Consider the following 24179-nt stretch of genomic DNA (forward strand, 5'->3'; position numbering starts at 1 on the left):
TTTAAAAATTTGGGTTTGGCGACATGATTAAATACCGGGGCTTGACCCCATTATATAGCAAAATACGGATGAAACAATAGTATAGAGTCCGCAAAAGATTTCGTCGGCGTTATTTATCCGACGAGCCACCAGTTGAAGCGCAGCTGGACCAGAACGGTGTTACCGGGTCTGGCAGAAGGGTATTGATCGCCACCTCAATAACGGATTGGTCGCCGACCAGTTCGAGATCAGCAGACGCAGAGTCCAGCAATTCGGCAATAAGTACCGCAACAGCGGTGAGATTTCACCGCTGGAGACCCCTAGTCTCACCATCTCCGCAGAGTATCTTGGAGACATCGAAGAGAGCGTTCTCGAACTGCGCTAGGGCCTCGGCGCGGGCGCAGTGGCCATTGCCCACGTGATGTACGTTCGGCATGACATCTTGATCGCACACAACCGTGTTCACGCGATTCTGGAGGACTTCGAACCCAGTACGCCGCTTTCACCATCCATATGAACTAGTATACTAACGAGCATGACCAGCAGGTCCTAGCCGTCGAAGACGACGCTTCCCGGCGCATCTTCAACATGTTCGAGACAGACGCCAATTCACCCAGTTAGAACATCGAACCCTTGATAGCGTCTGCGAGGAGCCGAATGCACTGACCCCGATCTTGGAGGTGATCACCGACCAAGGTTCGGAGTTCATCAACACCCACCAGGACGAGCGGCCCTGTCTGGACCACGAGTTCGAAACGTATCTCTACGACAATGAGATCGATCACACTCCCTGCAAGGTTGGACGGCCGCAGTTGAAAGGGAAGATCGAGCGGTTTTTCCAGGCTTACGGCAAATACCGCAGGCGGTTCGGAACTTTCGACGAGTTCCTTACCTTGTACAACGAGGAGCGTCCTCACATGAGCCTCGACTGGGACAACTTGGAGACACCAATCGACGCATTAGACAGAGTCTTGTCATCTACTCAGGATGACTTTGACGACCCACTTGCAACCGAGCTGAGTCCCGATGAGTGACCGACCAAATCTTTAGCCGACAGCACAATGGATGATACAATAGCTCATGACTTTAACGGGCCCGGTCTGAAACCCAATTTATCTGATCTAGGACTCCTTCAGATTTTAGTTGTTCCGATCAATATTTGATATTTTGTTGGCTTCACTCCACATATTTGAGAATACCTCTCCGTATTCTGTTACTTTTTGATCATCATACGAAAGGGAACAACCTTCAATTCGGTAGTTTTCTGGTTCGGTATTAACCTCCGTTTTGAGAGTATAGGTGTCATCAATAATTGAAAAATCAAGTTGGCCTATGTTCTTCACACCTTCTTTTAAAAATTGATTACGATAAATCTGGTCTGTTAATATATATCGAACCTGTATCCCAATATCTTGTTGTTCTTTCATGGAATCAAACAACTCCTGAACCATTTCTTCATTCTCGCATACAAATATTCTTTTAATTTCCGCACCATCAGCTATTTTTGCACCCTGTATTTCCAATCCCTGTTGATTGTGTCCTTGTTCTATTTGCTCTGAGGAGGCGACCATTGTTGTTCTATATGAGTCTTCAATACTCCAGAGGACTTCAAGAAATACACTTGGAAAATCTCTTGGTTCAAAACCAGCTGCATTTACTTTTAAAAAGAGACGTGCCATTGGGTTATCTAACCCTTCGTCAGAGATCAGCTCTATGATCTTATCTTGTGATGACTTATTTTTAGTAAATTGCGTTCTCAACTGAAGGCTTTCACCCACAACTACCCCAATTAGAGCAATAATTAGGCTAAGTAATATTTGAAGCAGTGCTATTGTTTGATTATCTGGAGTGAAATAATATAATAGTCCTAATAAAATCAATAGGCCAGGAGCAACCTCGATAACTCTGAGGATTATCGAGTGAAGAACATTTTTTGCCATTAGCGGGTTCTTTCGTAAGAAATCGATTGAAATTGAGTATTACCTGTCTAGATGATAAAAAATCATTCCAGGAACTCAGCTAAGTGATTTTCATACGTTTCTGAGAATGGGGGCTTTCCGATCCATTTTGCTCCATCCGGAAGAGTCGGACCGGTCGGCGAAGATACAACAGACGCATCTTCTGGAGGATCGCGGTCACCAGAAACTTGCGTTAGGATGAGTGGTTCGAGATGCCAGTGATCTTGAGAATCAACCCGAGAATAAACATGAACAACTTGGGTGGAATCCACAGCCATTCCAAGCTGATCGTCTACAAGACGTTCTGCGCATTCTTCGAACGTTTCTCCAAATTCCATTAGACCGTGAGGGAATCGAATAGATCGTTCTCCTGGTGAATCGTGTCGAGGTAGACCCTCATGCCAATCTGTCAAAATAAAATCTGAATCTTCGACTGTAACCGCATGTGGTGCAATGTGGACCCCGCCAACAACTTCTTTTGTAAGCGGAGGACCAAAGTTAGCTTCTCCTTCTAATGGCTGAAAATCTGACGACAGCTCTAGTTCGTCGGTGTCATATCCCATGTGCACCTGTCAGTCTAGAGGACTCTTAATCTTTTCCCTTGGCGGTGGGGCAGAAGTGTTCTCATAGCGTGATTGTGGGGCTAGCGACATCGTTTCCTCGATGGTGATTAGCGAGTGCAACGGCCAAGCGGAGACAAAGAGCGAGGAAGACGTGTGCTTTGACTCTCACTTGGCCTCGGACCCGCGGGGTCCCGAGGCTGAGATCCTTACAGACGCTGATTGCTGTTTCAACCTGTGAGCGGACGAATACGTCTCTTCGAGTTGTTTCTGCTAGAGGCGTACCGTGTCGCTGTGCTCTTTGATCCGTTCCTCAACGCGGTAGTCAATATCGAGCGGATCGTTCGTGTTCCGTGAGTTGTACGGAGCAATCGGCACGACCGTCTGCGCCAGCAGGTGGTCGTGCCACCCCAGCATATCGAACTCAGAGTCACCGATCATCCAGCGTGGGCTTTCGACGGCGAGCGCGTCACGCGTGACGCGCATCGCCGTCTCCTGATCGACTTTCTTCGCTGGAGTGAACGCTGCTGCGACGGGGATGTTGTTGGCGGCGGTCACGACACAACAGCCGAGCCGTAATAGTAGTCGTCTTCATCGTGGTCGTAGTTCCACTCAGCGTCCTTGTCACGGTGATCAACGGGAATGTCTGTGCCGTCGATACGGAAGAGTTTGCCGAGCGGCACCTGCTCGGCAAGCTCGTGACTAACTCAAGGAACACGTCCTCTGCGACAAGTTCGAAGTCAGTGATGAACCGCGAGAGTGTCCGCCGGGACGGCGGACTCTCGAAGCCACACTGCCGCCAGACATCCTCGTTATGGAGTTCTCGCGCGATTGGACGCGGACCGTAGATGTCGTGATAGAAGCAGTGAAGGACGCCTTTCAGGAGTTCTGGTGGCTCGTGAACCCGTGTTCGCCCCCTCGGATCGGGGGCGAACACGGGATAGTCCACAAGAAACGAGAGATTCAACTGTTCAAACAGTGCCGTTGTCTCGGTGTCCAGTGTTTTGAAGACCTGTTCGACCATAGCGTTATCTGGTAGGACGGAACTGGTCGTGGACACATCAGATTCGTCCTACCGCTTCCTTGTGAGGACTTCTGCACCACCGCCATTTTCCCTTTTCAAGTGTATCAACGTTGAGTGCGGGATTGTAGAGTGCGGCGAAAGCTTTGGCCCAGCCATCGACGGACTTCCAAGACTATAATGGGGAACCGGCTGTAGAAGAGTCTAGTTCGGTATTTGAACAGACCGACCAACCTTTGACCAGCGACCGTTCCCCCCCGCGATTCACGGCGTGAATCACAGAGATCAAGGTCAACGAGCGCCCAGTTATACCAGGGCCTGCGATCGACGATGATCACCAGCTGTCACGACATCGCTTGAGCACTTCCTTGGTGAACGGCAACGCATCGAGGTCGGATCGGCCGGAAGATACCTTGATGTGGACGACTTCGAAGGTATCCACATCGACTGCTGCCAAGACGTAAGCCTCGTCGTCCTTGACGCTCACTTTCGTTTCATTAACTGTTACCGTCCCATGGTGGTCGGGTTCCGGCTTGAACAGGCGCGCCAGGCGATGATACCACTGGCGCACGCTCTTGTAAGACCGCCCCACCACCGACTCGACGCGGCGATACGACAAGCCTGCTTGTTACAAATACGCCGCTTCAACGCGCTGAGCGGTCGGCGTATCCTCATGTGAAAATATTCCCTCCTCCTGTGCTTGCTCGATCACGCGGTCGAGCATCCTCTGAGCACTCATAAGACTGTTCGATCGCGTCTTCTTTCACGCTAAGGTTGGCACCCTTCGAATCGGAAGCGAGAATTATATGCATCCTCAAGCAGAATGAGACCGCGCTGTCGAAGAAATTTTTCTTTGACGCCTTAGGTATTTAGACTGCCCCTCTCAGTTTTGACAGACTTTCATTTTAAATGTGACAACTGATCCACACCGGATTATATTTTCAAATTCTTATAATGGGGTCTATTGGATCCCATATAAACTGAACCAATAGCTTTGTTGTCGCTCACTGACATCAATGGTTTTGTCGCTATAACAACCAAAAGCGGAGTGATTACGTTCCGCTGGTGAGATTCCAGTAAACGCGTTGAACCGGACATTTCCAAGGTCCAATTTGGTATCTTTACTGATTTATTCCGATTTTTCAAGCTTTATGATAAATGATAGAGGTATTTGACTCATCTGATCAGGCGTCTCAAACCTTCTGGGGCTCACCTCTACAAGCCAAGGAAGATACTTCTCCTCCCAAATAAATCCGTATTCCTGGAAGGCAGATAGTTTAAAATCGTTCTCGATCGCAGATGTGATTAAGTCTGAGATGGAGTGATGTGTAAAATAAACTTCGTTTTCATTGTTGTAGGTACTATACTCTGTATCGTCATCACGGGAAACTAAAGAATAGCTGTCCTCATCCGATATATAATCATGCACCCCTTCTTCCCGGACGAATGAGAATGTTTCAATTGGGTAATCATGGACAACATTCATGTCTCCATCAATACATTTGATAAGAGGGTGAAAATCCCAAATTAACAAAGTTCCTCCATCCCGAAGTCGATTATATACAGACCGGAAATATTCAGATTCATTATAAATCCATCGGATTGATCCAAGAGTGGTCAAAGCTTTATCAAAGTCCTTATCCGTAGTATTGAGCCATTCAAAGACATCACTTTCAATGAATTTGTTATTGAGTCCTAGATTCGTATTTATCTGTTTAGCAAATCTGATCGCATGAGATGAAAAATCAACACCCCAGACTTGACTCTCAAAATTGCTAGCTATATAGGCTGCTTCTCTCCCATCGTTACACATTAGATGTACTAGTTCTTCATTTTTTAGTGGATCTAACTCTTGTATCACTTCCGGTGGTAAAATTTTCCCCCCTGATTTTATTTCTTCTTCAAAATCTCCCTTTATTTTATTGAACTTCTCATTCGCATATTCCCATGACTTGCGATTCATACGTTTGATCTCCGGCCTTTCCATACCCTCATCTTCACCCATGTTCCGAGTATTAGTCACTGTACTCTTAATAAATATTTGCTCACATGATTGGTTATTCCCCTAGGTAATATCCTTCCAGTTCTTCGATTGTCGATGATCATATCGAAGAACTACTATGCTGGCTGCCAGACGTAATCGGATATTCCCTCATAAAATCGTCTTTGGAACCGCTGAAGCGGGTATTCTATCGAGGCACGGCTCGGAGACTTCTGGCTTTTAGTATAGTAGGTGGCATCAGCGAACGGTTTGAACTGCTCTGTTGAATCCGATGACGGCGTCCGGATCGGCGGGCAAACAGCCAGCGTTTGAGCTGGAGTCGGCGACAGATGGGAGGGTGGAACCGGTTTCCATTCTCCAAAACCACCCCATCACTCGAAGTCCGGTTGTGAGAATCCGTCACCACTGGAGTCTGACGACCGTGTCTTCAGCTCCGATCCCCGCGCCGTCTACGGATTCAACAGAGCACACGGAACCGTATCGTTTGAGATGACTGAGAACCACCATCACCCTCTAATCAGGTCGGATTATTCGGATTACGTTCAATTACTCAATATTCTCCGGAAGCGTCGAGACAGAGTCTGCGAATTCGCCGTGCTCGTACGCTCGTGGTTCTGTTTCCAATTTAATACCGATTGGTGTCACACCATCTGGTTTGAAATAGACCGTACCAAGACACAAGCCGGTTCTGTATTCCTCGATATCACACCTTGACTTAGCTTCTTCAACTATCTCTCGCAGATCAATCTCTAGAAGTTGGGCGTGTTTAGACGCTAGTAAGAGTGGCTAAATGTCTAACTTACTAGGAAGTGAAGCGGGAAAAGCCGGTTGTGTCATCCAAGCTTGCCCGCTTCACTGATCGGGTTGTGTCGCTTGCTCAAAAAGCCGTCGTCGGCGAGCCAGATCCAGCGTTCGAAGACGGTGACGGCGGCTACGCAGACTGGGTGATCGTGGCGATCCACGGCCTCCGCGAGTACTTAGATCACACGTATCGGCGGCTGCTGGACGTGCTTCACGAGATGCATGGAATCGTCGCTCAACTCGACCTAGCGGTGGCTGATCTGCCTGATTTCACGACCGTGTGTACGCGCAAGCAAGATCTAGAAATGCGAATCTGGCGCGTTTTACTGCGGTTGTCGGCGGAGTTGCATGATCTCGGCGATGTTCAGGCGATCGACGCAACCGGCATGGATCGGATAGCTGCCAGCCAACACTACGCAAAACGGACGAATTACACGTTCGAGGCGGTGAAAACGACGCTCCTCAGTGATTGCAAGACTAGTGCGATCCTTGATATACATTGCTCGATGAAACAACCGCACGATTCCAAGATCGGCTGGCAAATGGTCAAACGAAATCTCGATAAACTGAACATTCTTACCGCCGACAAAGGCTACGATTGGTGGCTGCTTCGCCAAAGATTACGATCTGAAGGCGTCAAACCGATGATCAAGCACCGCGAATTCGGCTGGCACGGCATCGCCAACAATCTTTTGCAAGATGATACGATCTACCATCAACGCTCGAACGCCGAATCCATATTTTTCGCGCCTCGGCGAAAATACGGTGAGATCGTTCGCGCTCGAACCTGGTTCGGTCAGTTCCGCGAACTCGTCCTGAAATGCGCTGTCAGAAACATCGAACTTAGCGTCAGCCACTCACGACCGTGAGATCACGCGTCTAAACAAGGCCCTAGAAGTTCGATATCAGCACTGGTTGAGACAGCTACTTCTGCCCGTCGAGCGGACGGTTCGGATGTTCCTTTATCACAAGCCCAGCACGTAGATACTCGGAAGGGCTCGAATTGGATTCTAAGTCTCCCATATCGCTGCCATGTGACCGAGTTCGTATGTACCTATGTGTTCTGGGTCCCTTCCAAAGCATGAACTGTTTAGAACATCTCTGCTCTGAATTGGGATTGTCTTCGTGCCTCCAGAAGGCCCTGCTATGCCTGCTCGGCCAGCCACGCCGATCCCACGTTTTTATCCTGGGGTGCCTCGCTCGCTCACGGGTCCCTTCGCTCCCCGTTCGCATCGAGGTCTCCCTTCGATCGATCTCGCGCTCGCTGCGGGTACCACCCGTCGAAAAACGTGGGCGAAAAAGCGGGCCTCGCTATGCTCGGCCCGAGGAACCGGCGCCTTCGGCGCCGGACGTTACTCCTGTTCCGCTAACCACGCCAGCAGGCCCTTCTGGGCGTGCAGGCGGTTCTCGGCCTGGTCCCAGACGATGGCGTTGTCGCTCTCGATGACGGCGTCGGTGACCTCCTCGCCGCGGTGGGCGGGCAGGCAGTGCATCAGCGCGCGGTCGCCCAGCCGTTCGGGCGTGATCTGGAAGCCCTCGAAGGCCTCCAGTTTCTCCGCGCGCTCGTCCTCCTGGCCCATGCTGACCCACACGTCCGTGTACACCACGTCCGCGTCGGCGATGGCCGCCTCGGGGTCGGTCGTCGTCGCCGGCGCGGTCCCGAGCCCGTCGGCGCGCTTCAGCACGCCGTCGTCGACGCCGTAGCCCTCGGGGGTGGCGACGGTCAGGTCCAGCCCCGACATCGCCGCGCCGAGGACGAACGACTGGCAGACGTTGTTGCCGTCGCCGACCCACGCGACCGTCGGGTCCGCGAAGCGCTCGCGGATCGTCAGCAGGTCGGCGAGCGTCTGACAGGGGTGGGCGTCGTCGGTCAGCGCGTTGATGACCGGCACGCCCGCGTACTCCCCGAGTTCGACCACGTCGGCGTGGTCGTAGACGCGGGCCATCACGAAGTCGACGTAGCGGCCGACCGCCCGCGCGATGTCTTTCACCGGCTCGCGGCCGTGCAGGCCGATGTCGTCGGGACCGAGGAAGACGGCATGGCCGCCCAGCTGGGTCATCCCCGTCTCGAAGGACACCCGCGTTCGCGTCGACGGCTTCTCGAAGATCATCCCGAGCGTCTGACCGTCCAGCAGATCCGTCGCGCCGGTCTCGCGGTAGTCGGCCTTGATCGCCGCCGCGCGGTCGAGGACGGCCGCCAGTTCGTCGGTCGTGAGGTCGTCGACGTCGAGGAAGTTCATTGTAGTTGCTCCGTCGCGGTCTCGAGGACGGCCACGGCGCGGTCGTACTCGGCGAGCGAGACGTGCTCGTCGGGGGCGTGGTCCAGATCGGAGTCGCCGGGGCCGTAGGTCACCATCGGACAGTCCCACTCCTGTGCGTACACGTTCATATCACTTGTGCCGGTCTTCCGCAGGAGTCGCGGATCCCCGCCGACCTGCCGGACCGCCGCGCGGAAGGCCCGCGCCGCCGCAGTCCGGGGGTTCATCATCACCGGCTCGACCGCGTCGTGCCAGTGGACCGTCCCGTTTTCGAGGTGACCGTCCGCGATCTCGCGGATCTCCTCGGTGGTGTACTCCGGCGGGACGCGCAGTTGCACGTCGGCCGTCGCCTCGACGGAGAGCCCGTCGTCGGTGATACCGCCCTCGAAACTGATGGGCTTGGCCGTCACGCGCTCGAAGACCGGCACCCACTCGTCGTGGCCGAACTCCTCCTCGACGGCCGACCACCAGCCGATGGCGTCCTGGATCGCGTTGTTCTCCGGCCGCGAGGAGTGGCCCGACTCCGAGGTGGCGACGTAGGTGCCCGCGAGCAGGCCCCTGTACCCGAGCGTGATGCCGTCCCACCCTGAGGGTTCGCCGTTGACGACGGCGTCGGGCTCGGCGTCGCGGTCCGCGACGAGGTGGCGCGCGCCCCGCGAGTCCACTTCCTCGCCGACGACACCGACGAACGAGGCGCCCGTCCGGACGGCCGCGACGGCCATCGAACAGAGCGGGCCCTTCGCGTCGACGCTCCCGCGACCCCACAGCACCTGCTCGCCCGCCTCGTCCTCCTCGACGCGGACCGGGATGTCGCCCGGCACGGTGTCGATGTGGGAGGTCAGGAGCACGCTGTCGTCGGCCGGTGCGCGGACGTTGCCGGCGTCGTCGACCCACACCTCGCGGTCGTGCGATTCGAAGAAGTCGACCAGCACCTGTGCGGCTTCGTCCTCCTCGCCGGTCACGGAGGGGGTGTCGACCACGTCGACCAGGAGTTCGCGGGCCTCCTCGTCGACGGGCACGTCGGGCGCCGGTTCCTCGCCGTCGCCCCCACCGCCGTCGCCACCACCCTGCTCGCCGGCGCTCTCACTCATCGCCGACGACCTCCGCCATGGCGTCGACCACCCGGTCGACCTCCGCCTCGGTGACGGTCAGCGGCGGGAGGAACCGCACGACGGTCCGCCCCGCGGGCAGCGCGAGGACCTGGTGGTCCATCGCGAGTTCCTTCAGCGCGCGGTTGGCGCCGCGGCCGACCTCGACGCCGACCATCAGCCCCTCGCCGCGCACCTCGCGAACCTCGTCGCCGATCGCCGCTTCCAACTCCTCTTGCATGTACGCGCCCACGTCGCCGGCGTGGCCCGGCAGGTCCTCCTCGACGATGGTCGAGACGGTCGCGCCCGCCGCCGCCGAGATGACCGGCCCGCCGGAGAACGTCGAGGCGTGGCTGCCGTAGTTGTCGGCGATCCACTCGCGACACAGCGTCGCGCCGACGGGGAGACCGTTCCCGAGGCCCTTCGCGGCGGTGATCATGTCCGGGACGACGCCGGACTGCTCGGCCGCCCACAGCGTGCCCGTCCGGCCCATCCCGGTCTGGACCTCGTCGAAGACCAGCGCCGCGCCGGCCTCCTCGGTCGCCTCGCGGGCGCGCCGGAGGAACTCGGCGGAGGCGGGATTGATGCCGCCCTCGCCCTGGACCGGTTCGACGATCACGGCCGCGGTCTCGTCGTCGACCGCGTCGGCGAGTTCGTCGCCGTCGTCGTAGGGCACGAACTCCACGTCACCCATCAGCGGCTCGTAGGGCTTCTTGTACTTGCTCTTCCACGTGGTCGCCAGCGCGCCCATCGTCCGGCCGTGGAACCCCTTCATCGTCGCGACGATCTTCGAGTTCCCGGTGGCCGAGCGGGCGAACTTCAGCGCGGCCTCGTTGGCCTCCGTGCCGGAGTTGCAGAGCCACGTGTAGTCGATGGGGTCGGGCGCCGTGTCGGCCAGCCGCTCGTACAGCGCGGTCCGTGCGGCGTTTGGGTACGAGGCCTGAACGTAGGTCAGTTTCTCGAACTGCTCGGTCACGGCGTCGTGGACCGCATCGTGGCCGTGGCCCAGGGGGACGCAGGCGTAGGAAGCCCCGAAGTCGAGATACTCGGTGCCGCCGTCGTCGTACAGAACTGTGCCGTCTCCCTCCTCGATCTGGATCGGTTTCTCCGAAAAGACGAATCCGCTCATGTGTCTCCCTCCGTCGTGTCCGCGTTGTCGTCCGCAGTCGTATCGTCCGCAGTATCGGAAAGCGCCGACGCGTGGACGTGCGTGCCGCCGCCGTCCAGCGCCGACAGGATGGGATCGTCGGCGTTGGCGTCCGCCACGACTACTTCGTCCGCGCCGCCTTCGATAGCTTCCCGAATCGCCATCACTTTCCGCTCCATGAAGCCCTCGGCGGCGTCCTCCAGAGCGGCCCACTCCTCGACCGTCTCGACGGACTCGATGAGGGTGTCGGGGTCGTCGGGGTCCGCGTAGATTCCCTCCACGTCCGTCAGCAGGACGAGCGTCGCGTCGACGGCGCCCGCGATGTGGGCCGCGGAGCGGTCCGCGTCGGTGTTGACCGGGACGACCTCCTCGTCGTCTTTCCCGGCCATCGGCGGCGACGCGACGGGGGTGTAGCCGTCGTCGAACAGCGTCTCCAGCAGGTCGGAATTGACCCGCTTGATCGTCCCCGAGTGGTCGCCCCGGCGGATCTTGCGCTTGCCGTCGTCCATGACGCGGACGGCGGACTTGCGGGGGCCGTACAGCAGTTTGCCGTCCACCCCGTTGAGCCCGACGGCGTCGACGCCCTGGCTCTGGAGGCCCGCGACGAGCTGGGTGTTGAGGTGGCCGAACACCATCTCGAATACCTCCATCGTCTCGGCGTCGGTGAACCGGCCGACGACACCGGAGGGCGTCTCGACGTACTCCGGCTCTATCCCCAGGCGTTCGAGCGTCTCGTCGACGGCCGTCGAGCCGCCGTGGACGACCGCTACGTCCTCGTCCTCGTCAGTGAGCGATGCAACGTCTGCCAGGGCGCCCGCGGGGTCGACCGCGCGAGCGCCGCCGATCTTGACGACTGTAGTCACGAAAAATCACCTGCTCAGGGGGCGCCGACCGGGTGGAGGCCCCCGAACTCCAGCCCCGCCCGTTCCTCGAGACCGAGCGCGACGTTGGCGGCGTGGACCGCCTGCCCCGCCGAACCTTTCATCATGTTGTCGATCGCCGAGAAGACGACGAGGCGCCTGTTTCCGGGGTCGAGCTCGAACCCGACCTCCGCGCGATTCGTCCCCGCGACCGCCTTCGGCTCGGGGTAGCGATAGACTCCGCCGCCGCCCGCGACGAGCTCGACGAACGGCTCCTCGTCGTACTCGCCGCGGTACGCTCCCCACAGGTCGCCCTTCGAGACGGGCTCGCCCGGGAAGACGTGACAGGTCGCGCTCGCGCCGCGGATCATGTCCACCGCGTGGACGGTAAAGGACACGTCCAGGCCGAGGAACTGCTCGATCTCGGCCTCGTGGCGGTGGCCCGTCGGCGCGTACGGGCGGACGACGCCCGAGCGCTCGGGGTGGCTGGAGGCCTCGCCGCCCCCTGCCCCGCCCTCCGACGAGCCGACCTTCACGTCGACGACGACCTGCTCGTCGCCGGTGAGGATGCCCTCCTCCACGAGCGGCTTGAGTCCCAGAATGGTCGCCGTGGCGTTGCAGCCGCCCGAAGCGATGAGATCCGCGCCCGGGAGTTCGTCGCGCGTCAGCTCCGGGAGCGCGTAGACGGCGTCCTCCAGCAGTTCCGGGCGCGTGTGCCCGTCGTACCACTCGTCGTACTGCGCCTCCGAACCGAGGCGGAAGTCCGCCGAGAGGTCGACGACCGTCTCGGCGGCGTCCCGGAACTCGTCGATCTGTTCCATCGAGACGCCGTGGGGCGTCGCCGCGAACAGGGCGTCGACGCTCTCCAGGTCCTCCGGCGAGGAGAAGCGCAGATCGAGGTCCCGGAGGTTCGGGTGGGCGTGGCCCACCGTCTTGTTCTCCTTGGAGCGGCTGGTCGCCTGGACGACCTCGAAGTCGGGGTGGCCGGCGAGCAGGCGGAGCAGCTCCCCGCCGGTGAAGCCCGAGCCGCCGACGACGGATGCGGTATAGGTGTCGCTCATGGCTCGGTCCTCACGTCGCCGCCTCCGCGGGCTCGCTCTCGCCGGCGTCGGCCGCGCTCTCCAGCCAGTCGACGACCGTCGCCGGCACGTCCACGTCGGTGACCTCGTTCAGCGCCTTGAACTCGACGGTGTGGTTGACCTCGTGGACGGTGTAGCCCGACGGGTTCCCCTCGTCGTCGACGCCTGTCTCCATGAGGTCGATCCCCAGGAGGCCGCCGCCGACGGCGTCGCTGGCCTTGCGTACCAGTTCTTCCATCTCCTCGGTGATCTCGATCTCCGAAGTCTCGGCACCCTTGGCGGCGTTGGTCAGCCAGTGGTCCGACGAGCGGACCATGCCGGCGACCGGCTCGCCGTCGACCGCGACGACGCGGATGTCCCGGCCCGGCTTGTCGACGAACTCCTGGATGTAGAAGACCTTGTGCTCGTAGTGGCCCAGGGTCTCCTTGTGTTCGAGGATCGCCTCCGCCGCGGAGCGCGAATCGATCTTCGCCATCAGGCGACCCCACGACCCGATCACGGGCTTGAGGACGCACGGGTAGCCGAAGTCCTCGATGCTCTCGAGGGCGGCGTCTTTCGTGAACGCCACGTCGGTCGCCGGCGTCGGGACGCCCGCCTTCTCCAGCGCGAGGCTGTTTTTCACCTTGTTCGCGCAGACCTCGGCGGTCTCGGCGCTGTTGACCACCGGGATGTCGTAGGCGTCGGCGAACTCCGTGGCGTACAGCGAGCGGCTCGTCGCCAGACAGCGGTCGACGAGCACGTCCACGTCGCGCATGTCCTCGGGCGGCTCGGAGAGCCCGAAGCGCTGCTTGCGCACGTCGACCTTGACGACCTCGTGGTCGCGCTCACGCAACTCGTTGAGCAGGAGCTTCTCGTCCCGGCGGATCCGGGAGTAGAGGATGCCGACCTTCACTCTCACTCACCCCAGTCCTCTTCGAGCTCGGGGGCCGTCTCGAGGACTGGAGGTTCGGTGTCGACGACTTCGAGCTCCGCACCGCAGGTGCCACAGTCGACGATCTCTCCTATCTCGATGCCGTCGTGCAGGGTTACCTCCGCCCCGCACTCGACGCATTCTGCCATCGTACACCCCACTCACCCTGCTATCTACTTAAACGCTTCGAACCTATCAGACAAAAATAGTTACGCGTACTCGACGCTAAGCGCGTCGCGGGCCCGATTTCGTGGACAGTCCGTTCACTGTATCAGTATGGTGGTAGTTCCCCTCGCGGGGGTCGTGGGAGCGGCTGCGGCCGGTAGTGAGGGTCGCTGTGGCCGCGCCGGTCAGACATACGCGGCCACCTCCGATTCGAGGTCGTCCAGCGCGTCGGTCACGGCCGCGCGGCGGTCGGCGACGGCGGCCTCGTCCGAAGACAGGCGCTCGTGGGCCTCCTCGATCTGCGTCGCCACCGCCCCGGGGGCGGGACCGCCCGGCGAGTCGCGCATCGCCACGCTCTCGACCGGGTCGAGCGTCGCCTCCAGCGTCTCCCGGTCGACGTACGCCGTGAGCGGCTCGCCCAGGATCCCCTCGGCGGCCGCCTCAAGGTCGGCAATCTCGGGCGTGTTCTGTCCCGGATCGAGGTCCTCGGCCACCGTGGCCACGACCTCGTGGGCCGTCCGGAAGGGGACGCCCGCCATCGCCAGCCGGTCCGCGACGCCGGTCGCCGTCGAGAACCCGGCCGCGGCCTCCGCTTCGAGCACCTCGTCGTGCCACTCGGCGGTGGTGAGCGCGCCCGTCGCGACCTCCAGCGCGGGCGGCACCGAATCCACCGCGGTCCAGGCCGGCGGCGTCGCCTCCTGCAGGTCGATGTTGTACGAGCGGGGCAGGCCCTTCAGCGTCGTCAGCAGGCGCTGGAGCGCGCCCCCCGCCTCGCCGGCCGTGGCGCGGACGATCTCCAGCGTGTCGGGGTTCTTCTTCTGGGGCATGATCGACGACGTGGAGGCGTAGTCGTCGCTGATCTCCAGGTAGTCGCGGCCGCTGTAGACCACGAGATCCTCCGCCAGCCCCGACAGCGTCGTCGCCAGCGTCGTCAGCGCGCTCGTCGTCTCGACGAGGAAGTCCCGGGAGGACGTGGCGTCCATCGAGTTGGCGACGGTGCCGTCGAAGCCCAGCAGGTCGGCCGTGCGCTCGCGGTCCACGTCGAAGGGCGTCCCGGCGAAGGCGGCCGCGCCCAGCGGCGACTGGTTCGTGGTGTCCAGCGCCGCGAGCAGGCGCTCGGTGTCGCGGGCGAGCGGCCCCTCGTAGGAGAGTATCCAGTGGGCCACGGTCACGGGCTGGGCGTACTGGAGGTGCGTGAACCCGGGCATGACGGTCTCGGTGTGCGACTCGGCGGCGTCGAGCAACCGCTCGCGCGCGCCCACGACCGTCTCCAGCGCCTCGAACAGGTCGGCACGGAGGCGATACCGGATGCAGGTCGCCACCTCGTCGTTGCGCGAGCGCGCGGTGTGCATGCGCCCGCCCTCGGGCCCGACGCGCTCTATCACTGCGGTCTCGATGGCCTCGTGGACGTCCTCGGCGTCGGGCAGTTCGCCGTGGCCCGCCGCCTCCACGTCGTCGAGGGCCGAGAGGATCGCCGCGGCGTCCTCGTCGTCGACGATGCCCTGCTCGGCGAGCATCACCGTGTGGGCGCGGTCGACCTGCAGGTCCGCCGCGAAGATCCGCTGGTCGGCGGCCAGCGAGGACATGAACCCGCGTGCGGGGCCGCCCGAAAAGCGGTCCCGGCGGACCGCGGTCCCGCCGCTCTCGCCGTCCGCCGACCCGGCCGCGCCGCTCGCGTCGGCCGCCTCGTCCGCGCCGGGTGTGTCCTCGCCGTCGGTCATCTTACTCGTCTTCTTCCGCTTCGCCGCCGTCGGTCGCTGCCTCGGCCTGTTTCGCGGCCACGTTCTCGGCGACGCGGTTGGCCAGGCGCGACTGGAAGCCGTGGTACTTCGCGACGCCGGTCGCGTCGTTCTGTTCGATGTCGTCGGTGACGGCCTCCTCGTTGAACGAGGCGGCCGACTCGCTGTACACCGCGTAGTCGCTGTCGCGGCCGACCGCGCGGGCCTGGCCGCCGTCGAGTTTGACCGTCACGGTGCCCGTCACCTTCGTCTGGGTCTGCTCGATGAACGATTCGAGCGCCTTCGTCAGCGGCGCCTCGACCAGGCCCTCGTAGCCCTTCTGAGCCCAGCGCTGGTCGACCTGCTGTTTGAACGAGCGCTCCTCCTGGGTGAGCACCAGGCTCTCCAGGGCCTCGTGGGCCGTCAGCAGGACGGTCGCCGCGGGGTGCTCGTAGTTCTCGCGGACCTTGAGCCCGAGCATGCGGTCCTCCATGATGTCCGAGCGGCCGACGCCGTGGGCCCCGGCGCGCTCGTTGAGGTCCTCGATGAGCGACACCGCGTCCTGATCCTCGCCGTCGACGGCGACGACCTCGCCCTGCTCGAACTCGACCTCGACGGTCTCGGGCTCGGCGTTGCCCGGCGCCTGGGTCCAGTCGTAGATCTCCTCGCCCGGGACGTGGGCCGGGTCCTCCAGCTCGGAGCCCTCGACCGAGCGGCTCCAGAGGTTCGTGTCGATGCTCCAGCGGCCGCCGTCGCCGCCCTCGACGGGCAGGCCCTTCTCGGCGGCGTACTCGCTCTCCCACTCGCGGGTCAGGCCGAGTTCGCGCACCGGCGCGAGCACGTCCAGGTCGGAGGCGCGCCAGACGGCCTCGAAGCGCAGCTGGTCGTTGCCCTTCCCCGTGCAGCCGTGGGCCAGCGCCGAACAGCCCTGCTCCTCGGCGACTTCGAGGATGGCGTTGGCGATGACCGGACGGGCCAGGGCCGTCCCGAGGGGGTAGCCCTGGTAGGAGCCGTTGGCCTTGACGGACTGGAGACAGAGGTCGGCGAACTCCTGTTTCGCGTCGACGACGTAGTGGTCGAGGCCGAGTTCCTCGGCGGTCTCGCGGGCCTCGTCGAACTCCTTCGCGGGCTGGCCGACGTCGACGGTGACGCCGATGACGTCGTCGTAGCCGTACTCTTCTTTGATGAGCGGGACGCAGACTGTCGTGTCGAGCCCGCCGGAGAAGGCGAGCGCGACGGTGCCGGATGGGTCGGATGTCATGTGTCGTGTGGTGACTGTCGGGTGAGGTGTCCGCCCGGAACCCGACGGTGGCGGCGTTCGGAAGCGAGACGTGACGGCGATGGGAGGAGTAGTTGCGGGCCTAACGGCCCGGTCGTCGTCGCCGCGGTCGCCGGGCGTCGACGCCCGCCGGCGCCGCCCGACGACGCGCGAAAAGTCGGTCGGCGGACCCGCGACTCGCCGCCGCCTGCACGCCGGGAGCGCGGGTCGAAGCCATGTACCTGCTACTACCGACAAGTCGCTACTAAAAGGTTGCGAACCGCCGCTGTGGGCCCTGTGGGTCCGTCACAGGTGTCCGTGGCCGGGGGTCACTCGTCGGCCCCGTCCCGATCGGCGTCACCCGACGCTTCGACGGTCCGGTCGTACGCGGGCGCCTCGACCGACGCCACCAGCGAGACGCCGGCTGGCACGCTCCCCCCGTTCCCACCTGACGCCCCCGCCGGCCAGCCACCGGCCAGGCTATCGGGCGCGTCGGTCGGATCCGGTGCGTCGGTGGGGTCCGGAGTGTCGGGCGCGTCGGTCGGGTCAGGGGTATCCGGCGCGTCGGTGGGATCCGAGGTGTCGGGCGGGTCCGTCGGGTCCGGCGTGTCGTTCTGGTCCCCCGTCGCAGTCGGCGTCGGCGTGGAAGTGGGCGTCGGAGTCGGGACGGTCGTGGGAGTGGGCGTCGGCGTGGGCGTAGCGGTCGGCGTGGGTGTCGGTGTGGGCGTCTGAGTCGGGGTAGCGGTCGGCGTCTGAGTCGAAGTAGCGGTCGGCGTCGCTGTCGCTGTCGGGGTAGCGGTCGGCGTGGGCGTGGGGGTAGCGGTCGGAGTAAGCGTCGGCGTGGGCGTAGCGGTCGGCGTGGGAGCCACGGTGGCCGTCCCGTCCGGTGCGTCGGTCGGGTCCGGGGTGTCGGGCGCATCGGTCGGTTCTGGAGTGTCGGTAATCTGTGTTGTTGTCGGCGTGGGGGTCGCCGTTGGCGTGGGGGATGCAGTCGGTGTGGGGGAAGGAGTCGGCGTGGGGGACGGAGTCCGGGTCACGTCGTCCTCCTCGGAGCGGTCGCCGCCGTCCGCTTCGCCGTCGGGCGTCCCCGTGCGGTCCGGGGGTCCCGCGTCGTCAGGGGGGCCGGTATCGTCCGGCGTCCCCTCGTCGTTCGGTGGCCCTCCGCCGCCCGGTTGACCGGCGTCGTCCGGTGGACCGGCGTCGTCCGGCGGTCCCGTGCGGTTCTCGACGAACGGGGGCGGCCCGCCGAGACCGGCCCCGGCGTTGCGCCCGGCGATCGTCCGCGCGATGGCGGCGACCTCCGGCCCGCTCAGCTCGGCGGCCCGCGAGCGGAGCCGCTCGATGGCGCCCGGGTCGACGCCGCGGGCTTCGAGCGCCGCGTCCGGGAGCCGGCGGGCGACGGCGTCGGTCCGGTTGATCTGCCGCTGGAGCGCCCGCTGGCTGGCGTGAACCGCCGCGATGCGGGCCCGGAACGCCCCCTCGCTCAGCGTGCCGTTCTCGCGGGCGCGGCGCAGTTCCGCCGCGCGCTCGTCCAGTTCGGCCAGCCGCGCCGCCAGGTCGTCGACCTCCGCGGCGACCACCGCCGCCGCCGACTCGTTCGAGCCCGCCGCGGCGACCCGGCGACCGAACGCCCGCGCCTCGACCTCGCTCTCGAACTCGACCGCCTCGACCCCGACCACGCCCGCGAGCCGCTCGCCCGGCGCCAGCGAGTCGTTGCCCGTCCCGTTCGCCGCGGTCTGGTCTGCCCCGGCCCCCGCGTCCGTCACCGCCGCGACCGGGACCCCACCCACGGTCGCGAGAACGACAACGACCGCCGCGACGACGGGCGATACTTCGGCCATCGTTGTCCCCGTTGTGCCGACGGCTCCATATAACTCCTCGACTTTCAACCCGATTCAATCCGGATCAAGCCGGATTTCCGTCTGCGGCCGTCCCGTCGCAGTCGTCCGGTATTCGCCGCCGAACGCGGAACTGCCGGCGTGAACGGCCGAAAGCTACAAGTCGCTCTCCTCGGGGAGCGCGACGACGTTCTCGCGGCCGATGCGGAACGTCTCGACGGCGTCCTCCTCGCGGAGGGTGCCGACGACCTGGCTGGTCTTCGCGTCGGTCCAGTCGAACTCGCTCGCGATCCGCTGTTGCTTGATCCGCCCGCCGTTGTCCTTAACCAGCCGGATCACCCGCTCCTCGTTGCTCAGCAACTCTTCCGGCGGTTCGTCGCTGCCGCCGTCGGCCCCTTCGCTGTCGTCGGCCGCCTCGCCGGCGTCGTCGTCGGCCGACTCGGCGACCGCGGTCGCGCCGGTCGCGCCGTCGTCGCTCGCGCCGGGTTCGGTTCCGTCGCCGGTCCGCGAGCGGTAGAGCCACCCGCCGCCCGCGACGGCGGCGACCAGCAGGACGGCCAGGGCCGCGAGCGCGGTCGTCGGGAGGCCGCCGCCCGCGGGCGCGGCGACCACGCGGGGCTCGTTCGACCCGAAGTCGGCGGGGCCGCGCCAGGTGGCCGACCCGTTGCCGGTCTCGTCGGGGTCGGGGGTCACCGACTCGGTCCCGTAGTCCGTCGGCCACGACAGCACGAGCGAGGACTCCCGGTCGAGGAACAGGCCCGACAGCGAGTCGCCGATCCGCAGCCGCTCGCCGTCGGTCGCGGCGAAGTTCGTCCACGTGAACCGATAGGTCAGGACGCCGTACTCCTGGGGCAGTTGCTCCGTCGTCGCGTCGACGCGGACCCCCTCCAGCGCCATCTCGCGGCCCGTCCGGTTCTCGGCGCTCCCGACGGTCCGGGCCATTCCGGTGGCGAACTGGCTCGTGAACGCCGACGCGTTCTCGCGCACGTCCGCCTGCACCGACTCGAAGGCGGCGGTCGTGTTCTCGTCGTCGAGGCGGACGCGGAACTCGACGGTCCACGCCGCGGTGCCGTTCCCGTCGACCGCCGCCCGCATCACCACCACGTCCGGGTCGACCGCCGACTGGAAGGCCGGCGGCGGCTGCGCCTGGGCCGCGACCCCCTGTCCGGCCGGCGCCGGCGACCCCCGCTCGCCGGCGGCCCCGACGACCGGCCCGACCGCCGACAGACAGAGCAGTACGACGGCGACCGACACGACCGCCCCCCGCGACGCGTCCCTCATCGTCCCTCGCGTCGGCGCGAACCGCGGAAAGTCTTTCGTGGTGGGCCGCGGTTTCAGGCCGGCCGACACGTTCCCGAAGGCACTTGCCGGTCGCTCCCCACCGGGCGACCATGGACACACGGGCTGACATCGAGGTCGAGACGCTGCTGAAGGTCGTGCTCGTCCTCGTCGTCGTCTGGCTCGCGCTGGAAGTGCTCGACGCCCTCACGGATCTACTGCTGGGCGCGTTGCAGCCGGTGCTCGGGCTCGTCATCGCCGCGCTGATCGTCCTCTGGTTGCTCGACCGGATCTGAGCCCGTCGAGATCCGCGAGCGACCGGAAGGTGTATCGCCGCCCGCGAGCGACGGTCTTTTCGGCCGCTGGCCCCTCCCGACTGTCGTGTACAGCCTGAACGTCCCCGTCCCCGGGACGGTCGCCGCGCTCGCCCGCGACCTGGGGACCCGCCTCGGGACCGCCGACGTGCGCCCCCGCGGCGAGCACACGCTCGTCGCCAAGCGACTCGGTCGAGGCGACGCCGCCCGCTACCACGAACTCGAAGCCCGCGCTCGCGAGGCGCTCCGCGGCGAACCCCCCTTCGAGGTGCGGGTCACCGGCGTCGACGTGTTCACCGACGTGCCCCGCGGCGAGGGGCCGGTCGTCTACCTCGCCGTCGACAGCCCCGGCCTCGAAGCGCTCCACGAGCGGCTCTGCGACCGATTCGACCCCGTCGACGACGTGGAGGGCGACGACTACACCCCGCACGTCACCGTCGCCCGCGGCGGCTCCGTCAAGCGAGCGGCCGACCTCCGGGACACCCCGTTCGACCCCGTCGACTGGACCGTCGAACGCCTGGAGTTCTGGGACGCCGAGCGCTCCCAGTCCGTCAGCTCGGTGTCGCTGCCCCACTGATCCGGCGGTCGACGCGGCCCGCTCAGCGGCCGGCGCCGTAGAACCAGACGCCGAGCGCTATCAGGGCGACGCCTGACAGGAGCCACGGCGACGCTCCGGCGACGAGTTCGGTCGGTGACGCCGTCGTTCCGCCGGCGACGCTCCGGGCGATCTCGAACAGCCCGACGCCCGCGAGCGACAGCCCCGCGCCGTAGGTACCGGCCGCAAGCGTCCGTCGGGGTGTCTCGCGCGTGTAGAGGAACGCCGCGAGCACGGCGGCGAGCGCGAGCGGCACCAGCCCCAGGTTCGCCCCGAGTTCGACCGCGAGCCAGACCAGGAGGGGGACGCCGACGACCACGGCCGCGCGGCGGCGCTCGCTGGCGGCCACGAAGTCGACGACGCGACCGGCGACCGCCCGTGCGCGCGCTCTCATGGGGCCTCGAACTGCGTGTTCACGGGTCGACTTCTCCGCGCAGTGACTAAACGTGAGGGGGCGGTTCGGCGCGCTTCGGTCCCGCCCCTCGGCCGGGGACAACAGTTTAGCCGCTGTCGCCGCACGTACTCCCCATGACCGACGACGCGCGGACGGACCCGCCGGCGGACGCGTCCGGCGACGCCGAGACGGCCGACGGCCCGGACCGGCTGGTCGGCGAGGGCGTCGACCGCCGGGAGGACGCCGCCCTGCTGGCCGGCGACGCGACGTTCACCGACGACATCGACCACCCGGACCTCGCCTACCTCGCCTTCGTCCGGAGCGACGCGGCCCACGCCACCGTCGAGGCCGTCGACACCGCCGCGGCCGAGTCGATGGAGGGCGTCCTGGCCGTCTACACGTGGGACGACGTGGCGGCCTCCGAGATCCCGGGCGTGCTCCCCATCTCGACGCACGGACTGGACTGCGACCCGCCGGGCCATCCGGTGTTCGCCCGCGACCGGGTGCGCTACCAGGGCCAGCCCGTCGCCGCTGTCGTCGCCGCCGACCGCTACCGCGCCCGCGACGCCGCCGACGCCGTCGAAGTCACGTACGACCGGCTCCCGACCGTGGTCGACCAGCGCGAGGCCCGGGGGTCGGACGCCCCGGCGCTCTACGACGCCGCTCCCGACAACGTCGCCGCGACCTCCGAACTCGGCGACCGTGAGGCGACCGACGCGGCGCTGGCCGACGCCGACCACACCGTCGAGTTGGACCTGACGAACAACCGGCTGATCCCCAACGCGCTCGAACCGCGGGCGGCGGTCGCCCGCTGGGACGCCGGCGACGGGCGGCTGACCGTCGAGCTGACCAGCCAGTCGCCCCACGGCCACCGCGGGAAGCTCTCGACTACCCTCGGCCTCCCCGAGAGCGACATCCGCGTCGTCGCGCCCTCCGTCGGCGGCGGCTTCGGCCACAAGGGCCACCACCACCCCGGCGAGGCCGCCGCCGCTATCGCCGCGATGGACCTGGAACGCCCGGTCAAGTGGGCGGCGACCCGGAGCGAGAACTACCTCGCGGGCGCCCACGGCCGCGATCACCGCACCACCGCCGAGCTCGGCGTCGACGACGACGGCACCATTCGAGCGCTCCGCGTCGAGACCGACGCCAACTGCGGCGCCTACGGCCTCGGCGGCAGCCTCGGGATGCCCGGCTGGTACGGCTCGCTGCTCTCCAGCCAGTACGCGATCCCCGCCATCTTCTGCGAGACCCGGGCCGTGTTCACGAACACGACGCCGATCCACTCCTACCGGGGCGCGGGCCGCCCGGAGGCCAACTACGTCGCCGAACGGCTCGTCGGCGCCGCCGCGCGCGAACTCGATATCGACCCCGCCGAACTGCGCCGGCGCAACCAGATCACGGAGTTCCCCCACGAGACGGCCGTGGGCGCCACCTACGACAGCGGCGACTACGAGCTGGGTCTCGACGAGGCGCTCGACGCCGCCGGCTGGGCCGACCTCCGCGACCGTCCGGACCGCGACGACGAGGGCCGCTACCTCGGCGTCGGCCTGGCCTGCTACGTCGAGTCGACGGGCGGCGGCATGGAGAGCGGCGTCGTCCGCGCCCACCCGGACGGCACCGTCACCGTCTCGGCGGGCACTCACTCCCACGGTCAGGGCCACGGCACCACCTACGCCCAGATCGTCGGAGACGTTCTCGGCGTCGACTACGACGCTATCGACGTGCGGGAGGGCGACTCCGACGCCATCCCGCAGGGCACCGGCACGTTCGGCAGTCGCTCGACGATCACCGGCGGCAACGCCGTCGCCGAGAGCGCCCGCGCCGTCCGCGAGAAGGCCCGCGAGTTCGCCGCGGACCTGCTGGACGCGCCGGCCGACGCGGTGACCTGCGAGGACGGCGAGTTCTCGGCGCCCGGCCACACCGACGAGACCCGTACCTTCGCCGACGTGGCGGAGGCGGCCTACGGCTGGGGCGTCCCCGACGGGATGGATCCGGGCCTCGAAGCCACCACGTTCTTCGAGCAGGACGACACCGCCTACACCTTCGGCACGCACGTCGTCGCCGTCGCCGTCGACCCCGCCACCGGCGCCGTCGACATCGAGCGCTACGTCGCCCTCGACGACTGCGGCGAGCGGATCAACCCCACTATCGTCGAGGGCCAGGTCGAGGGCGGCGTCGCCCAGGGCATCGGCCAGGCCCGCTACGAGGGAGCCGTCTACGCCGACGACGGCACGCTGGAGACCGACTCGATGCTCGACTACGCTGTCCCCCGATCCTTCCACGTCCCCGAGATCCAGACCGAGGCGACCGTCACCCCCAGCCCCACCAACGACCTCGGCGTCAAGGGCATCGGCGAGGCCGGCACCATCGCCGCCCCGCCGGCGGTCGTCAACGCCGTCTGCGACGCCCTCGACCCGCTGGGGGTCACCCACGTCGATATGCCGCTCACCGAGGAGCGCGTCCGGGCGGCGGTCCGCGAGGCCGAGGAGTAGCGCGTTCGGGCGCGGTTGGGGACGGTGGTACCGGCCCGGTCGAGGACGGTGGGGCCGGCGCGGAACCTGCACAGCGGATTCGCCGTCGGTCACTCCCCGCGCTGGCGCGCGAGGAAGTCGATCGCCTTCGAGAGCGCCCAGACGACCGCGAGGAACGGGAGCATCGGGATCAGCAGTATCACCAGCCCGAGGAAGACCGCCCACCCGATCGAGTCCATCTCCGTATCGGGCCGGGCCTTCGAGCCCGGCGTGACCGTCCGGAGGACCTTCCGCGGTGTGCTCGGTTCCCGTGTCTCCGTGGCGTCGCTCATGGCGTCCTGTAGGCCGCGCGAAACGATAAACCCGGTGGCGGCTCCGTCGCGTTCGGTTCGATGTGTTCGTTGAGTAGTTGTTTCTTGTCGGTCCGGTGTGGAAGGAAGTGAGACGAACGTGAGCGAACTCGACAGCGAGCGATGAAAGCCCTC

Annotated in this window: 22 protein-coding genes and 1 pseudogene; 5 read left to right on the forward strand and 18 right to left on the reverse strand. The window is 64.4% G+C overall.

The features are described 5' to 3' along the window. Positions 1-653 precede the first annotated feature (653 nt). On the forward strand, positions 654-1013 hold the full coding sequence (locus tag ACMGFI_RS08175; RefSeq protein WP_436908790.1) for a hypothetical protein: 360 nt from the start codon (positions 654-656) through the stop codon (positions 1011-1013). A 105-nt stretch (positions 1014-1118) separates the two neighbouring features. On the opposite strand, the gene ACMGFI_RS08180 is transcribed toward ACMGFI_RS08175, so the two are convergent. The 5 genes and pseudogenes from ACMGFI_RS08180 to ACMGFI_RS08200 all read right to left on the reverse strand — a co-directional run bounded on the left by ACMGFI_RS08180 (position 1119) and on the right by ACMGFI_RS08200 (position 5523). After that, positions 1119-1919 carry a hypothetical protein gene (locus ACMGFI_RS08180; RefSeq protein ID WP_436908791.1) on the reverse strand — a complete coding sequence of 267 codons (801 nt, stop codon included), beginning with the start codon at positions 1917-1919 and terminating at the stop codon, positions 1119-1121. Positions 1920-1981: 62 nt separating this feature from the next. Next, positions 1982-2500, reverse strand: a complete 519-nt coding sequence (locus ACMGFI_RS08185) for an NUDIX hydrolase (RefSeq protein ID WP_436908792.1) — start codon at positions 2498-2500, stop codon at positions 1982-1984. Positions 2501-2561: 61 nt separating this feature from the next. Next, positions 2562-3557, reverse strand: a pseudogene (locus ACMGFI_RS08190) (transposase). Between the two features lie 295 nt (positions 3558-3852). Further along, entirely contained in the window at positions 3853-4137 is a 285-nt protein-coding gene (locus ACMGFI_RS08195) for a hypothetical protein (protein WP_436908793.1), read from the reverse strand. Between the two features lie 510 nt (positions 4138-4647). Then, positions 4648-5523, reverse strand: a complete 876-nt coding sequence (locus tag ACMGFI_RS08200) for a class I SAM-dependent methyltransferase (protein WP_436908795.1) — start codon at positions 5521-5523, stop codon at positions 4648-4650. A gap of 806 nt (positions 5524-6329) precedes the next feature. Between ACMGFI_RS08200 and ACMGFI_RS08205 the strand changes: the two genes are divergently transcribed. Next, entirely contained in the window at positions 6330-7190 is an 861-nt protein-coding gene (locus ACMGFI_RS08205) for an IS5 family transposase (protein WP_436908796.1), read from the forward strand. 483 nt (positions 7191-7673) lie between these two features. Here ACMGFI_RS08205 and argF read toward each other — a convergent pair whose 3' ends face one another. From argF to ACMGFI_RS08260, 11 genes are all read right to left on the reverse strand, one after another. Further along, complete coding sequence (gene argF / locus ACMGFI_RS08210; RefSeq protein ID WP_436908798.1) at positions 7674-8561, reverse strand: ornithine carbamoyltransferase; 888 nt, start codon at positions 8559-8561, stop codon at positions 7674-7676. Next, a complete protein-coding gene (locus tag ACMGFI_RS08215) occupies positions 8558-9670 on the reverse strand; it encodes a [LysW]-lysine hydrolase (RefSeq protein WP_436908799.1) in 1113 nt (370 codons plus the stop codon). The genes argF and ACMGFI_RS08215 overlap by 4 nt, the downstream gene beginning before the upstream one ends. Continuing rightward, entirely contained in the window at positions 9663-10796 is a 1134-nt protein-coding gene (locus ACMGFI_RS08220) for an aspartate aminotransferase family protein (RefSeq protein WP_436908800.1), read from the reverse strand. Before ACMGFI_RS08220 ends, ACMGFI_RS08215 begins: the two co-directional genes overlap by 8 nt. Next, positions 10793-11677, reverse strand: a complete 885-nt coding sequence (locus ACMGFI_RS08225; protein ID WP_436908801.1) for an acetylglutamate/acetylaminoadipate kinase — start codon at positions 11675-11677, stop codon at positions 10793-10795. Before ACMGFI_RS08225 ends, ACMGFI_RS08220 begins: the two co-directional genes overlap by 4 nt. Positions 11678-11691: 14 nt before the next feature. Continuing rightward, positions 11692-12735: an N-acetyl-gamma-glutamyl-phosphate reductase gene (gene argC / locus ACMGFI_RS08230; protein ID WP_436908802.1), complete on the reverse strand. Its 1044-nt coding sequence runs from the start codon at positions 12733-12735 to the stop codon at positions 11692-11694. Positions 12736-12745: 10 nt separating this feature from the next. Further along, a complete protein-coding gene (lysX, locus tag ACMGFI_RS08235; protein WP_436908860.1) occupies positions 12746-13645 on the reverse strand; it encodes a lysine biosynthesis protein LysX in 900 nt (299 codons plus the stop codon). A gap of 2 nt (positions 13646-13647) precedes the next feature. Further along, a complete protein-coding gene (gene lysW / locus ACMGFI_RS08240) occupies positions 13648-13812 on the reverse strand; it encodes a lysine biosynthesis protein LysW (RefSeq protein ID WP_006882170.1) in 165 nt (54 codons plus the stop codon). A gap of 201 nt (positions 13813-14013) precedes the next feature. Further along, positions 14014-15549, reverse strand: coding sequence for an argininosuccinate lyase (argH, locus tag ACMGFI_RS08245; protein ID WP_436908803.1), 1536 nt, complete (start codon positions 15547-15549; stop codon positions 14014-14016). Position 15550: 1 nt separating this feature from the next. Continuing rightward, positions 15551-16807 (reverse strand): argininosuccinate synthase, encoded by a 1257-nt coding sequence (locus tag ACMGFI_RS08250; protein ID WP_436908805.1) that lies wholly within the window; start codon positions 16805-16807, stop codon positions 15551-15553. A 326-nt stretch (positions 16808-17133) separates the two neighbouring features. Beyond that, on the reverse strand, positions 17134-18645 hold the full coding sequence (locus ACMGFI_RS08255) for a hypothetical protein (protein WP_436908806.1): 1512 nt from the start codon (positions 18643-18645) through the stop codon (positions 17134-17136). A 153-nt stretch (positions 18646-18798) separates the two neighbouring features. Beyond that, entirely contained in the window at positions 18799-19923 is a 1125-nt protein-coding gene (locus ACMGFI_RS08260) for a helix-turn-helix transcriptional regulator (RefSeq protein ID WP_436908807.1), read from the reverse strand. Between the two features lie 110 nt (positions 19924-20033). Here ACMGFI_RS08260 and ACMGFI_RS08265 point away from each other — a divergent pair, with 110 nt between their 5' ends. Further along, complete coding sequence (locus ACMGFI_RS08265; protein ID WP_436908809.1) at positions 20034-20216, forward strand: DUF7554 family protein; 183 nt, start codon at positions 20034-20036, stop codon at positions 20214-20216. 85 nt (positions 20217-20301) lie between these two features. Then, entirely contained in the window at positions 20302-20811 is a 510-nt protein-coding gene (locus tag ACMGFI_RS08270) for a 2'-5' RNA ligase family protein (RefSeq protein WP_436908812.1), read from the forward strand. A gap of 22 nt (positions 20812-20833) precedes the next feature. On the opposite strand, the gene ACMGFI_RS08275 is transcribed toward ACMGFI_RS08270, so the two are convergent. Beyond that, on the reverse strand, positions 20834-21223 hold the full coding sequence (locus ACMGFI_RS08275; RefSeq protein ID WP_436908814.1) for a hypothetical protein: 390 nt from the start codon (positions 21221-21223) through the stop codon (positions 20834-20836). A 134-nt stretch (positions 21224-21357) separates the two neighbouring features. Here ACMGFI_RS08275 and ACMGFI_RS08280 point away from each other — a divergent pair, with 134 nt between their 5' ends. Next, complete coding sequence (locus ACMGFI_RS08280) at positions 21358-23715, forward strand: xanthine dehydrogenase family protein molybdopterin-binding subunit (protein WP_436908815.1); 2358 nt, start codon at positions 21358-21360, stop codon at positions 23713-23715. 89 nt (positions 23716-23804) lie between these two features. Here ACMGFI_RS08280 and ACMGFI_RS08285 read toward each other — a convergent pair whose 3' ends face one another. Continuing rightward, positions 23805-24026 carry a DUF7535 family protein gene (locus ACMGFI_RS08285; protein WP_436908817.1) on the reverse strand — a complete coding sequence of 74 codons (222 nt, stop codon included), beginning with the start codon at positions 24024-24026 and terminating at the stop codon, positions 23805-23807. Positions 24027-24179: the final 153 nt, after the last annotated feature.

The organism is Halosimplex marinum, assembly GCF_051414075.1.
Taxonomy (GTDB): Archaea; Halobacteriota; Halobacteria; order Halobacteriales; family Haloarculaceae; genus Halosimplex; species Halosimplex marinum.